The 13302-nt window shown below is 74.7% G+C and carries 13 protein-coding genes; 6 read left to right on the top strand and 7 right to left on the bottom strand.

Annotation, left to right across the window (positions count from 1 at the left end):
* The first annotated feature begins 16 nt into the window (after positions 1 to 16).
* From HDG69_RS11765 to HDG69_RS11750, 4 genes are read left to right on the top strand one after another with little or no spacing between them, the layout of a single operon-like run.
* Complete coding sequence (locus tag HDG69_RS11765; protein WP_171783948.1) at positions 17 to 424, top strand: TOBE domain-containing protein; 408 nt, start codon at positions 17 to 19, stop codon at positions 422 to 424.
* Complete coding sequence (modA, locus tag HDG69_RS11760; protein WP_171783947.1) at positions 421 to 1197, top strand: molybdate ABC transporter substrate-binding protein; 777 nt, start codon at positions 421 to 423, stop codon at positions 1195 to 1197. Before HDG69_RS11765 ends, modA begins: the two co-directional genes overlap by 4 nt.
* A complete protein-coding gene (locus tag HDG69_RS11755) occupies positions 1194 to 2009 on the top strand; it encodes an ABC transporter permease (protein WP_171783946.1) in 816 nt (271 codons plus the stop codon). Before modA ends, HDG69_RS11755 begins: the two co-directional genes overlap by 4 nt.
* Entirely contained in the window at positions 2006 to 3061 is a 1056-nt protein-coding gene (locus HDG69_RS11750) for a sulfate/molybdate ABC transporter ATP-binding protein (protein WP_171783945.1), read from the top strand. Before HDG69_RS11755 ends, HDG69_RS11750 begins: the two co-directional genes overlap by 4 nt.
* A 4-nt stretch (positions 3062 to 3065) precedes the next feature.
* On the opposite strand, the gene HDG69_RS11745 is transcribed toward HDG69_RS11750, so the two are convergent.
* From HDG69_RS11745 to HDG69_RS11735, 3 genes are read right to left on the bottom strand one after another with little or no spacing between them, the layout of a single operon-like run.
* Positions 3066 to 3929, bottom strand: coding sequence for an ABC transporter permease (locus tag HDG69_RS11745; protein WP_171783944.1), 864 nt, complete (start codon positions 3927 to 3929; stop codon positions 3066 to 3068).
* The gene (locus HDG69_RS11740) at positions 3916 to 4875 is read right to left on the bottom strand and encodes an ABC transporter ATP-binding protein (RefSeq protein ID WP_171783943.1); all 960 of its coding nucleotides are present in this window, start codon (positions 4873 to 4875) and stop codon (positions 3916 to 3918) included. The genes HDG69_RS11745 and HDG69_RS11740 overlap by 14 nt, the downstream gene beginning before the upstream one ends.
* Complete coding sequence (locus HDG69_RS11735) at positions 4872 to 6092, bottom strand: LolA family protein (RefSeq protein WP_171783942.1); 1221 nt, start codon at positions 6090 to 6092, stop codon at positions 4872 to 4874. The genes HDG69_RS11740 and HDG69_RS11735 overlap by 4 nt, the downstream gene beginning before the upstream one ends.
* A 90-nt stretch (positions 6093 to 6182) precedes the next feature.
* Here HDG69_RS11735 and HDG69_RS11730 point away from each other — a divergent pair, with 90 nt between their 5' ends.
* Positions 6183 to 6839, top strand: a complete 657-nt coding sequence (locus tag HDG69_RS11730) for a response regulator (protein ID WP_171784059.1) — start codon at positions 6183 to 6185, stop codon at positions 6837 to 6839.
* Positions 6836 to 8134, top strand: coding sequence for an ATP-binding protein (locus tag HDG69_RS11725; protein ID WP_171783941.1), 1299 nt, complete (start codon positions 6836 to 6838; stop codon positions 8132 to 8134). Before HDG69_RS11730 ends, HDG69_RS11725 begins: the two co-directional genes overlap by 4 nt.
* 6 nt (positions 8135 to 8140) lie before the next feature.
* Here the strand turns inward: HDG69_RS11725 and HDG69_RS11720 are convergent, their stop codons facing one another.
* The 4 genes from HDG69_RS11720 to nirB are packed head-to-tail and all read right to left on the bottom strand — an operon-like array spanning position 8141 to position 13166.
* Positions 8141 to 9238: a uroporphyrinogen-III synthase gene (locus HDG69_RS11720; RefSeq protein WP_171784058.1), complete on the bottom strand. Its 1098-nt coding sequence runs from the start codon at positions 9236 to 9238 to the stop codon at positions 8141 to 8143.
* A gap of 31 nt (positions 9239 to 9269) precedes the next feature.
* Positions 9270 to 10058, bottom strand: a complete 789-nt coding sequence (cobA, locus tag HDG69_RS11715; RefSeq protein ID WP_171783940.1) for a uroporphyrinogen-III C-methyltransferase — start codon at positions 10056 to 10058, stop codon at positions 9270 to 9272.
* 1 nt (position 10059) lies between these two features.
* Complete coding sequence (nirD, locus tag HDG69_RS11710) at positions 10060 to 10470, bottom strand: nitrite reductase small subunit NirD (RefSeq protein WP_171783939.1); 411 nt, start codon at positions 10468 to 10470, stop codon at positions 10060 to 10062.
* Entirely contained in the window at positions 10467 to 13166 is a 2700-nt protein-coding gene (gene nirB, locus HDG69_RS11705) for a nitrite reductase large subunit NirB (RefSeq protein WP_171783938.1), read from the bottom strand. The genes nirD and nirB overlap by 4 nt, the downstream gene beginning before the upstream one ends.
* Between the last annotated feature and the right edge of the window lie 136 nt (positions 13167 to 13302).

Here is a 13302-nt window from a genome sequence, read left to right as displayed (position 1 = left end):
GCATATCGTCGCTCTCATGCCGCAGATGCGTATCAGTGAGGCCGCCGTCTACCTCGGCGTCAGCGACGACACCGTGCGCCGCTGGGTCGAGCGGGGCCCGCTGACCGCCACCCGCGACGGCGCCGGCCGCCAGGTCGTCGACGGCTACGACGTGGCCATGGTCGCGCGCGAGCACGCCACCGCGCCCGGACTCCCCCACGGCATGAAGAGCTCGGCCCGCAACCGGTTCGTCGGCCTGGTCACCGATCTGACGGTGGACACCGTGATGGCGCAGGTCGAGCTGCAGTGCGGCCCGTTCCGGGTCGTGTCGCTCATGAGCAGCGAGGCCGTCCGCGACCTCGGGCTGGAACGTGGTTCCGTCGCGGTGGCCACGATCAAGTCGACGAACGTCGTCATCGAGGCACCCGACCAGGACAGAGCATGACGCCTCCCCGCCGCGTGGCCGCACGGGCAGCGCTGCTGGCCGCGAGCGCCGCCGTCACGCTCGCCGGGTGCAGCACCGCCGCGGAGGCGGACACCACCCTCACCGTCTTCGCCGCAGCCTCCCTGGCACAGGCCTTCGAGCAGATCGCCGACGACTTCGAGGCCGATCACCCCGGGGTGGACGTCCTGCTCAACCTCGCGGGCTCGTCGAGCCTGGCGGCCCAGATCCAGCAGGGGGCGCCCGCCGACGTCATCGCCTCGGCCGACACCGCGACCATGGACAGGCTCGTCACCGACGGCCTCGTCGGCGTCCCCCAGGTCTTCGCGACCAACACGCTCCAGATCGCGGTCCCGCCCGGCAACCCCGCCGACGTCGCCGCGCTGACCGACCTCGCCGCACCGGGTCTGCGCCTGGTCGTCTGCGCCCCCGAGGTGCCGTGCGGCGCCGCCACCACCGCCGTCGTCGGCGACGCCGGCCTCACCCTGCACCCGGTCAGCGAGGAGCCGAGCGTCACCGACGTCCTCGGCAAGGTGACCAGCGGTGAAGCCGACGCCGGGCTGGTCTACGTCACCGACGTCGCCCGCGCCGGCGACCAGGTCGAGGGCGTCGCCTTCCCGGAGGCCGACGGCGCGGTGAACGCCTACCCGATCGCCACGGTGGAACGCACGGGCCGGACCGCCGACGAGACCGAGCTCACCGAGGCGTTCGTCGACGCCGTCCTGTCCTCCGAGGGCCGGAGCACGCTCGCCGACCTCGGGTTCGCCGCGCCATGAGCACCGGCCGCACCACCATCGCCCACGACCCGGCCGCCGCCCCCACCGGGCTCCCCCGTTGGACGTACGTCCCCGCCGTCGTCGGCGGCCTGTTCGTCGTCCTGCCGCTGCTCGCCCTGGGTACCCGCGTGCCCTGGACCGGCTACTGGACGCTGGTCACCAGCGAGCCCGCCCGCGCCGCCCTCGTGCTCAGCCTGCAGACGGCGGCCACGAGCACGGCGCTGTGCCTCGTCCTCGGCATCCCCCTGGCGCTCGTGCTGGCGCGTGGACGGTTCCCCGGGCGGGACCTCCTGCGGTCCCTCGTGCTCGTGCCGCTGGTGCTGCCGCCCGTCGTCGGGGGCATCGCGCTGCTGTCCACGTTCGGGCGTCGCGGCCTGCTGGGCGAGTCGATCGAGGTGCTCGGCCTGCAGGTCGCGTTCTCGACGACGGCGGTCGTGCTCGCCCAGACGTTCGTGGCGCTGCCGTTCCTCGTCGTCAGCCTCGAGGGGGCGCTGCGCACGGCCGGCAGCAGGTACGACGTCGTCGCCGCCTCCCTGGGCGCGGGCCCCACCACGGTGCTGCGGCGGGTGACGCTGCCGCTGGTGTGGCCGGGGCTCGTCTCCGGCACGGTGCTCGCCTTCGCCCGCGCCCTCGGCGAGTTCGGTGCCACCCTCACGTTCGCGGGCAGCCTGCAGGGCGTCACCCGCACCCTCCCGCTGGAGATCTACCTGCAGCGCGAGACCGACCCCGACGCCGCCGTGGCGCTGTCCCTGCTGCTGGTGGCCATCGCCGTCGTCGTCATCGCCGTCACCCACCGCCGGGCTGCGCCATGACGTTCACGCTCACCGCGACGGTCCCCTCGCGCGGGGTCGACGTCACGCTCGACGTCCCCGAGGGCCGCACCCTGGCGCTGCTGGGTCCCAACGGCGCCGGCAAGTCCACGGCGCTGGGCCTCGCGGCGGGGACGCTGCGCCCGCACGACGGCGAGATCACCCTGGACGGCCGGGTCCTCGCCGGAGCCCGAGCCGGCCGGACGACCACCTGGGTCCCTGCGCACCGCCGACAGGTCGCACTGCTCGCCCAGGACCCGATGCTGTTCCCTCACCTGACCGTCCGCGACAACGTCGCGTTCGGACCGCGCGCCCAGGGACGGTCCCGCCGCGGCGCCGGGACGGCGGCCGACCGGTGGCTCGACGCGATCGGGCTCGCGCACCTCGCCGAGCGCCGGCCGGCCGGCCTGTCCGGCGGGCAGGCACAACGCGTCGCGATCGCCCGGGCGCTCGCGGCGGCACCCCGGCTGCTGCTGCTCGACGAACCGATGGCGGCGCTCGACGTCGACGTCACCCCCGCGCTGCGCCAGACGCTCCAGCACCTGCTCGACGACCAGACCACCGTCGTCGCCACCCACGACGTCCTCGACGCGCTGCTGCTCGCCGACGAGGTCGCCGTCGTCGACGGCGGCCGGGTCGTCGAACGAGGGCCGACGGCGGAGATCCTGTCGCGCCCGCGCAGCGCCTTCGCCGCGTCCGTCGCCGGCCTCAACCTGCTGTCCGGGACGTGGACCGGTGACGGCGTCTCCACGGCGAGCGGCGCCGTCGTGCACGGGTACGCGTCGCACCCCGGGGTCGCGGTGGGAGCGCCGATGACCGCCGTGTTCCGGCCCGCGGCGGTGTCCTTGCACCTGAGGGACCCGCACGGCTCGCCGCGCAACACCTTCCGCGGGACGGTGCGGTCGGTGGAGCCGCGCGGCGACCTGCTGCGGGTGCGCACCGACCAGCTCGCCGCGGACGTGACCCCGCAGGCCGTGGCCGAGCTCGCGCTGGTGCCCGGGCGCACCGTGATCGGGACCGTCAAGGCCGCCGAGGTCGACGTCTACCCCGGCTGACGCCTCAGGACGAGACGTCGGCCGTGGTGAACCGGCTCCACGCCAGGGTGCCGAAGATCGCGACCCAGGCGGCCTGCACGGCCAGGCCCGCGAGCAGCACCGAGACGTCCACCTGGAGCCGCAGGAACTCGCCGAGGTCGAGCCAGTGGTGGGTGAGCAGCCACGGGTGGACGGCGGAGAGCTGCGGCAGCGCGTCGAGGACGCCGCTGACGATCGCGACCACCACGGTCGAGGCCATCGCGGCGACCGGGACCTCGGTCAGCGTGGAGAAGAACAGCCCCACGGCGACCAGACCCGTGAGCGACAGGGCGACGTAGGCGACCACGCCCAGCGCGCGGAGCAGCCCGTCGGCGAGCGGGACGGTGTCCCCCGAGAGCAGGGTCACGTCCCCCACGCCGAAGAACGCCGCCCCGGCGATCAGCCCCGTGACGGCGATCGCGGCGACCGCCGCGCCGGCGAACGCCAGCACCGCGACCGCCTTGACCAGCAGCAGGCGGGTGCGCGACACCGGCACCACCAACAGGTAGCGCAGCGTCCCGGTGGCCGCCTCGCCCGCCACGGCGTCGCCGGCGACGATGGCGACGCACAGCGGCAGCAGGAACGGCAGGCAGCTGACCAGCGCGGCGAGCACGAGGAACAGGCCGTTGCCCGTCACCCGGTCGAGGAACGGCGGCCCCTGCCCGGCGACCGGGGTGTCCTGCGTGACGAGCAGGACGGTCCCGATCAGCAGCGGGACGGCCGCCAGCCCGGCGAGCAGGACGAGGTTCCGCAGGCGCCCGAACACCAGGCGCAGCTCGCTGCGCAGCAGCCGCGCGGTGGCGGCCCCGCGGCGTGCCGGGGCGGCGGCCGGTGCCTCAACGAGCGACATCGAAGCCCTCCCCCGTGAGCCGCACGAAGACGTCCTCCAGCGTGGGCCGCCGGACCTCGAGCCCCAGCAGGTCGATCCCGTCGCCGACCACCGCCTGGGCGACCTTCTCGACGGCCACCCCGCCGAGAGGGGCGACGAGGACGTCGCCGTCGACCCGTGGTTCGCCGAGCCCCAGGTCCCCGACGACCCGGGCCAGGTGGTCGCGCTGGTCCGGGCGGACGGCGACCCGCACCTCGGTGGTCCCGGCGTCCGCGATCTCCTCCCGGGCACCCTGGACGAGCAGCGACCCGCGGCTCATGATCCCCACGTGCGAGCACACCTGCTCGATCTCGCTGAGCAGGTGCGACGAGACGAGCACGGTCGTGCCGGCCGCGGCGACCTCGCGCACGAGCGCCCGCACCTCACGCGTGCCCTGGGGGTCGAGACCGTTGGTGGGCTCGTCGAGGAGCAGCAGGTCCCGAGGCCGCAGGAGCGTCGCGGCGAGCCCGAGCCGTTGCTTCATCCCCAGCGAGTACTGCCGGTAGCGCTTGGCCGCCGCCGCGGCCAGGCCCACCCTCTCGAGCGCGGCGCCGACCCGGCGGTCCCGGGAGCGGGGGTCCGCGGTCGCGTCGGCGGCGTCGAGCCGTTCGAGGTTCGCCCGCCCGTCGAGGTAGGGGTGGAAGGCGGGCCCCTCCACGAGCGCCCCCACCCGCGGCAGCACCGAGCGCGCGTCCGCAGGGACGGACGCCCCCAGCAGCTCGACCGTCCCCGCCGTGGGGGCCACGAGGCCGAGCAGCATGCGGATCGTGGTCGTCTTGCCCGAGCCGTTCGGCCCGAGGAACCCGTAGACGGCCCCGCGCGGCACGAGCAGGTCGATCCCGTCGACGCCGACCTGCCCGGAGCGGAACCTCTTCGTCAGCCCGCGGGTGCGCACCGCAGAGTCTGTGGCGCCCCCGGCACCCGTCATCCGGCGAGCTCCTCGAGGGTGGCCGGCGGCACGGCCCCCGCCAGGACGCGGCCGTCGTCGGTCACCAGCACGGACAGCAGCGCCGACGTCAGCAGCCGGCCGCCGTCGACCTCGGTCGTGAGCTGCTCGTACAGGGCCCGCGTGTCGAGCTCCGGCAGCCCGGGCATCTCGCCGTCCTCGGTCGGCGCGAGCTCGTCGAGCAGGGCCTCCGCCCCGCTGGACCCGGTGCCACCCTCGGGCAGCCGACCCTCGGCCGCGGCGCCGAGGATCGCGTCGACGTCGACGTCGGTGAGCTCGACGACGGTCTCCCAGCCCGTGCCGCGCACCGCGAACCCCTCGCCGCCGCCCAGGTCGGCAGCCGGCGGCTGTTCCATCGCCCCGGGCTCCGGCAGCGGCACCACGACCTCGCGGACGTCGGCGCCCGCCGGGGCGGAGAAGTCGAAGACGCTCGGGTCGGGCGCCTCGAAGGAGACGTCGGTGAACCCGACCTCCACGGCCGGAACCTCGGTGTCGCCGACGCCCCACACCTGGGTGCGCAACGGCACGAACGTCTCGGCGTCGACGGCGACCCGCACCCGGTCCACCAGCGTCCCGTCGGTCCGCGGGCTCATCTCGAGCTGGTAGGCGGCACGCCCGGCGACCTCGACCGGCCCCGTCGTGTCGATGTCGGTGGTCGTGCGGGCGTAGGCGAGGAGCAGGTCAGCGGCCTCGTCGGGGGTGGGCAGGTCGCCGTCGACCGGCGGTGCGGCCGCCTTCTCGGCGAGCTCGTCGTAACGCTCCTGGTCCGCGGGGTCGACGACGTAGTGGACCGCCTCGTCGTCCGCGCTGGAGTACGTCCACGCCTCCGGTCCGTCCCGGACCACGGAGTACTCCGAGACGGGGCCGAGCAGCGCGGCGCGCGAGGAGTCCTCGCCGTCGGACCAGACGCGGACCGTCGAGCTGCCGCCGAGCAGGTCGAGCGGGCCGGCGCCCTGCAGCTCCGGGACGGTCACGTCCGGCAGCCCCAGCCGGGCCGTGTACACGACGGTCCCGGAGACCGGCACCGGGTCGGCGTTCGCCACCCGGTCGACCAGCTGGTCGGCCGTGAGGGCGGGCAGGTCGTCGTCCGCCGTCGCACCGAGGGCGCCGGGGAGGACGAAGGCGGCGGCGACGGCCCCGGCGACGACCGCGGGGATCGTCCACCGGGCGCGGGGCGAGAGCGTGCGCGTGGTGTCCATGGGACCACTGTGCGTGACGGCGCCTGAGACGAGCCTGAGAAGGCACGGGCTGAGGACGCACGCCGTGCTCGCGGGTGCCATGCTGCGGTGGTGCGCGTACTGGTGGTGGAGGACGAGCAGGTGCTCTCGCGGGCGCTGCGCCGGGGGCTGCAGGCCGAGGGGTTCGCCGTCGACGTGGCCTCCGACGGCGACACCGGCCTGCAGCTGGCGCTGGAGGGAGGGCACGACGTCGTCGTGCTCGACCTCATGCTCCCGGGCCGCTCGGGCGTCGACGTGCTCCGCACGATGCGCGGCGAGCAGGTCTGGACGCCCGTGCTGATCCTCAGCGCCCGGGACAGCGACGCCGACGTGGCCGGCGGCCTGGACGTCGGGGCGGACGACTACCTGCCCAAGCCGTTCGCCTTCACCGTGCTGGTGGCCCGGCTGCGTGCGCTCCTGCGACGCGGGGCCCCGCCGCGGCCCGCCGTCCTGCGGGTGGGACGCCTGGAGCTGGACCCCGCCACGCGCGAGGTCCACCGGGACGAGGAACCCGTCGCGCTCACCACCCGCGAGACGGCGCTGCTCGAGCAGCTGATGCGCAGGCCGGGCGAGGTGCTGAGCAAGATCGAGCTGCGTGACCACGTCTGGGACGCGGCGGGCGACGACCTCAACGTCGTGGAGGTCTACGTCGGCTACCTGCGGCGCAAGCTCGGCCGGGAGACGATCGAGACGGTGCGCGGCGTCGGCTACCGGGTCGTGGGGCGGTGAGCGCCTGGTCGCTGCGCCTGCGCCTGACCCTCGCGGCGGCCGGGCTGACCGGCATCACCCTGGCGGTCGGGGCGCTGCTGCTGACCACCGTCGTCTCCCAGAGCAGGATCGCCGCGACCGACGCCATCCTGGTCGGCACCCTCGAGCAGGTCTCGACGCTCGTGGCCGAGGACCGCGTCCCGCGAGTTCTCTCCGCCGACGAGCCGGGCGAGGTCGTGCAGCTGGTCGACACCTCGGGCCGGGTGGTGGCGACGTCGCCCAACGCGAGCCGGACGCTGCCCGTCCTGGCGCCCGAGGTGCTCGAGGAGACCCCCGACGGCACCTCGACCCGCGACGACGCGGCCTACGGGACCGGGCCGGTGCGCGTGCTCGTCGGGACGGCGCCCGACGGGCAGCGCGTGGTGGCCGCCCTGCCGCTGGGCACGATCGAGGGGGCGCTGGACGCGCTGCGCCTCTCGCTCGGCGTGGTGGTCCCGCTGCTGACCCTCACCCTCGGGCTCGTCACGTGGGTCGTGCTCGGACGTGCGCTGCGGCCCGTCGAGGAGCTGCGCGCCGGCGCCGCCCGGGTCAGCGACGTCGGGGGGCCGGGCACGCTGCCGGTGCCCCCCGCCCGAGAGATCGCCGCCCTGGCCCGGACCCTCAACGAGATGCTGGACCGGCTGGACGCGTCGGCGCAGCGGCAGCAGAGCTTCGTGGCGGACGCCGCCCACGAGCTGCGCTCGCCGATCGCCGCCCTGCGCACCAGCCTGGAGGTCGCACGGGCGCACCCGGAGGCGTACGAGAGCGCAGAGCTGACGGCGGACCTGGAGCACGAGGTGGCCCGCATGCAGGCGCTCGCCGACGACCTGCTCGTCCTGGCCCGGGTCGGGGCCGCACCCCTGGAGGTTCGCGCGGTCGACCTGGCCGAGGTGGTCCGGGAGGCCGCGGCGGGCGTCGAGGTCCGCGGCGAGGGCCGCGCGACGGCCGACCCCTCCGCCGTCGGGCGCGTCGTGCGCAACCTGGTGGACAACGCGCGCCGGTTCGCCCGCGAGCGGGTCGTCGTCGAGGTGCGCGACGGCGTGGTGACGGTGGACGACGACGGCCCGGGGGTCCCCGCACCGGACCGCGACCGCGTCTTCGAGAGGTTCACCCGGCTCGGGTCGGCCCGCGGCCGGGACGAGGGCGGCACGGGGCTCGGCCTGGCCATCGCGCGCGAGATCGCCCGGGAGCACGGGGGCGACGTCACGCTGGGCGACAGCCTGCTGGGCGGCTTGCGGGCCACGGTGACGCTGCCCGCGCCGGACCGGGGCCCTTGACGGCGGTCAGCCGTGCGCGAGCTCGAGCCGGTACCCGCGCTTGACGACCGTCTTGATCAGGTCGCGGCGACCGGCGGCCTCGCGCAGCCGCGCCACGGCCACCTCGACGGCGTGCCCGTCGCGGGAGACGCCGGGCAGCACCTCGAGCACCTGGTCGCGGGAGACGACGTCCCCGCCGGCGGAGGCGAGCAGCCGCAGCACCTCGACGCCCGTCGGTGACAACGGCAGCACCTGCCCGTCCAGCACGGCCACGCGGGCACGGATCAGCAGCGGACCCGCGACGGTGCTCAGCGCGACGGACTCGATGTGCTCGTAGTGGCCCACCAACGCCCGGACCAACGCACCCAGCCGACCCCGCTCGGGCTCGAGCGGGGTGATGCCGCGCGCCGCGAGCGGGCGCGACGTGACCGGACCGACGGAGGCGACCACCATCTCGCCCGTCTGGCAGCGGGACACCACCTCGTCCCGCACACCGGCGGACTCCACGGCCTCCATCCAGGCCTCGGCGCCGGGTGCCGAGGTGAAGACCACGGCGTCGACCTCGCCGTCGGCCGCGGCGCGCACCGAGGCCCGCACCGCGTCCGGGTCCGGCGCCGGACCCCAGCGGTACACGACCAGCGGGGACACCTGCGCCCCGGCCTTGGCGAAGACCTCGTCCAGACCGTCCGCCCCGGCACCGTGGTGCTGGATCGCCACGTGCAGACCACCGACGCCCTCGCTGAGCAGCACCTCGGCCACCTCGGCGGACGTCTCGGACTCCGCGACCCAGTCGGCGGCGAGCCCGGCGGCCTGGACCGCCCCGCGCGCCTTGGGACCGCGGGCCACGATGCGCGCCTCGCCGAGCACCCGCAGCAGGTCGTCGGCCAGGCCGTGCGCGTCCGCGGCCTCGACCCAGGCACGGAAGCCGACCCCGGTGGTGGCGACGACGACGTCGGGCGGGTCCGCGATGAGGTCGGCCGTCGCCGCGACGAGGGCGTCGTCGTCCACGTGCGGGATCATGCTCAGCGCCGGCGCGTGGCGGATCGCGGCGCCGCGACGCTCGAGGGCGGCGGCGAGCTCGCCCGAGCGCCGGTCCGCGGTGACCAGGACGGTGCACCCCGCCATGACCTGCCCCAGGGCAGGACGCGTCGAGGTGTCAGCCACGCGGGTCCCCCAGGACGCCTTCTCCGCCTCGCTCACTCGATCCCTCCAGCAGGCCCTCGGCCGCCACGTCCCCGACGACGATCACGGCGGGCGCGCGTACCCCGAGCTCGTCGGCCCGCTTGGCCGCCAGGTCCAGCCCGACACGGGTCACCCGTTGCTCCGGCGTCGACCCGCGTTCCACGATCGCCACGGGGGTGTCCGGGTCCGCTCCGGCGTCGAGCAGCCGGGTCACGATCGCCGGGAGCGAGGACACCCCCATGAGGATCACCAGCGTAGCCGCCCGCTGCGTGACGCAGGCCACCGCGACGTCGTCCAGCTCCTGCTCACCGGAGCGCGTGTGCGCGGTGACGACGTGGAACGCCGTCGTCGTGCCGCGGTGCGTCAGCGGGACGCCCGCGAGCGCCGGGACCGCCAGGGCCGAGGAGACGCCGGGGACGACGTCGACGCCGACCCCGGCCGCCGTGCAGGCCGCGTGCTCCTCGCCACCGCGGCCGAAGACGAACGGGTCGCCGCCCTTGAGCCGGACCACGCGGCGCCCGGCGAGGGCGTGCTGCACGAGCAGCGCGTTGATCCCGTCCTGGGGCACCTTGTGCTTCCCGGGCGCCTTGCCGACGTCGATGACCTCCACGTCCTCGCCGAGGTCGTCGAGCACCTCGAGAGGGACCAGCCGGTCGTGGACGACGACGTCGGCCTGGGCGATCGCCCGCCAGGCCCGGTAGGTGAGCAGGTCGGCGGCGCCGGGGCCCGCCCCGACGAGGGTGACTCGCCCCCGGCCGGTCATGTCAGACCAGCCCGACGTGCACGACGCCGTCGCGCACCTCGGTGGCGAAGAGCTCCAGGTGGGCGTCCAGCCCCGGCTTCGGAGTCTTGCCGCCCGACTCGAGGCAGCGGCCGGTGGCCAGGGCGAAGACCTGCTTGTAGATCGGCGAGGCGACGGTCGGTTCCTCGCCCCGGCTGCCGACGATGCCGCGGGACATGACGTTCGCGCCGGAGTACGGGTCGAGCTGCTGGACGGCACGCACCGTGTCGTCCAGCAGACGGAAGACGGCGACCTGCACGGTCGTCCCGTCGGTGCGTTCCAGCAGGGCCGCCGCACCCCGCTCGGGCACGAGGTCGTCGAGCCGGCAGACGGGGGCCCATCGGGCGACGGCGCTCCCCACCGGGGACGCGGGCGGGTTGTCGGTGACGGTCATGCGCGGACCTCCAGCGTGGCGCCGGCCACGAGGACCGGTCCGGTGAGCGAGGGGTCGACCGGGCCGTCGGGCCCGGCGGCGATCTCCTCGGGGGTGGCGGGGCGCTTCTGCCCACGCTCGGGGACGTAGGCCAGCGCAGGGTCCGGCGTCGACGGCGCGTTGACGAACGAGCCGAACCGCGCGAGCTTCTCCGGGTCCTCCAGCACGGCCTTCCACTCGTCCTCGTACCCCTCGACGTGAGCGGCCATGGCGGCGTCGAGGTCCTCGGCGATTCCGAGGGAGTCGGCCATGATCACGTCACGGATGGCGTCGAGGCCGCCCTCGTACTCCTCCACCCAGGGCGCGGTGCGCTGCAGGCGGTCCGCGGTACGGATGTACAGCATGAGGAACCGGTCGATGGTGGTCAGCAGGGTGGCGGTGTCGAGGTCCTCGGCGATGAGCAGCGCGTGCTTGGGCGTCTGGCCACCGTTGCCGCCGACGTAGAGGTTCCAGCCCTTGTCGGTCGCGATGACACCGACGTCCTTGCCACGCGCCTCGGCGCACTCGCGTGCACACCCGGAGACACCCATCTTGAGCTTGTGCGGCGAGCGCAGACCGCGGTAGCGCAGCTCGAGCTCGACGGCCATGCCGACCGAGTCCTGCACGCCGTAGCGGCACCAGGTGGAGCCGACGCAGGACTTCACGGTGCGCAGCGACTTGCCGTAGGCGTGTCCGGACTCGAAGCCGGCCTCGACCAGGCGCTTCCAGATCTGCGGGAGCTGCTCGACGCGGGCGCCGAACATGTCGATGCGCTGCCCACCGGTGATCTTCGTGTAGAGACCGAAGTCCTTCGCGACCTGCCCGACGACGATGAGCCCCTCGGGCGTGACCTCGCCACCGGGCATCCGCGGCACCACCGAGTAGGTGCCGTCCTTCTGCATGTTGGCGAGCATGTGGTCGTTGGTGTCCTGCAGCGTCGACTGCTCGCCGGACAGGATGTGGCCGTTGCCCTGGCTGGCCAGGATCGAGCCGACCACGGGCTTGCAGATGTCGCAGCCGCGCCCCGGGCTCGAGGCGCCCTCGGGCACGACGCCGAACCGTCCGATGATCTCGGTGAACGAGTGCAGCTCCGCCACGCGCACGGCGTCGAAGAGCTGCGCGCGGGACATCTCGAAGTGCTCGCACAGCGCGGTGCTGACCTCGATGCCGGCCTTGGTCATCTCGGTCTCGGTGATCTTCTTGACCAGGGGCAGGCAGGCGCCGCAGGTGGTGCCGGCCTTGGTGCAGCTCTTGACGTCGCCGACCGACGTGCAGTCGTGGTCGGTGACCGCACCGCGGATGGTGCCCGCGGAGACGTTGTTGCAGGAGCAGACGTTCGCCTCGTCCGGGAGCTCGATGTCCGGGGCGCCGCCGGTGCCCTCGGGCAGCAGGAACGCGGCCGGGTCACCGGGCAGCTCGGCACCCAGCATGGGGCGCAGCGAGGCATAGGGCGCGGCGTCCCCGACGAACACGCCACCGAGCAGCGTCTTCGCGTCGTCGGACATGACGAGCTTCTTGTAGACGCCCGCGGTCGGGTCGGCCCAGACGATCTCGATGCAGTCCTCGGTGCGGCCGTGCGCGTCACCGAACGAGGCGACGTCGACGCCGGACAGCTTGAGCTTGGTGGCGGTGTCCGCACCGGGGAACTCGGCCTCGCCGCCGAGGAGCTGGTCGACGACGACCTCGGCCATCGTGTTGCCCGGTGCGACCAGACCGATGCACCGGCCCTCGATGCAGGCCACCTCGCCGATCGCCCACACGTGCGGGTCCTCGGTGCGGCAGGACAGGTCGACGACGGCGCCGCCGCGCTCGCCGACCGGCAGCCCGGCCTCGCGGGCGAGCTCGTCGCGGGGCCGCACGCCGGTGGCCATGACGACGACGTCGACGTCGAGGCGGCCGCCGTCGGCGAAGTCCATGCGTCCCACGTGGCCGGTGCGGCGGTGCGGCTTCATCTCCTTCGTGGCGGTCTCGGCACGCACCGCGATGCCCTTGTCGTTGATGAGGCGCTTGAGGGCCTGCCCGCCCCCGAGGTCGACCTGCACGCCCATCAGGTGCGTGCCGAACTCGATCACCGTGGCCTGGGCGCCGAGCGCCTTGAGGGCACCGGCGGCCTCGAGCCCGAGCAGACCGCCGCCGATCACGGCGCCGCGGACGGGCTTCTCGACGACGCCGCCCCGGGTCTCGACGCGGCCCGCCTCGCGCTTGGCCTCGACCCAGCCGCGCAGCTCGGCGACGTCGTCGATGGTGCGGTAGACGAAGACGCCGGGCAGGTCGTTGCCGGGGATCGGCGGGCGCGCCGCGTTCGACCCGGTGGCCAGCACCAGCTCGTCGTAGGGGTGGACGTTGCCGAGGCGGTCGGTGACCGTCCGGGCCTCCCGGTCGATGGCGACGACCGTGCAGTCGCGGTGCAGCTCGACGAGCGGGTCGTCCCAGAGCGCGGGGTCGCCGAGGGTGAGCTCCTCGGCGTCGCGCACCTCGAAGTAGCGGGTGAGGCCGACGCGGTCGTACGGCTTGCGCGGCTCCTCGGCGAAGAGGCTGACGCGCCACTCGCCGGCGGTGTCGCGGGCGCGCAGGGCCTCGACGAAGCGCTGCGCGACCATCCCGCCGCCGACGACGACGACGTGACGGCGGTCGGCACCCGGGGTGCTGCTGCCTGAGGTGGGGGGATCGCTGGTCATGACTCGAACCTAGGCAGCGGCCGTGACCACACCGTCAGGTGGTGGTTACCCCACGGGAACATCTTGCTCACTCGCGCTCTGCGCGCCGTGAGAGGCGCCGGACACAGAACGTCCGGGTGGGACCCGACACGGGTGA

This window comes from Isoptericola halotolerans (assembly GCF_013149785.1).
Taxonomy (GTDB): domain Bacteria; phylum Actinomycetota; class Actinomycetes; order Actinomycetales; family Cellulomonadaceae; genus Isoptericola; species Isoptericola halotolerans.
The sequence above is the reverse complement of the archived record's forward strand: the minus strand, read 5'-3'. Positions and strand labels throughout refer to the sequence as shown.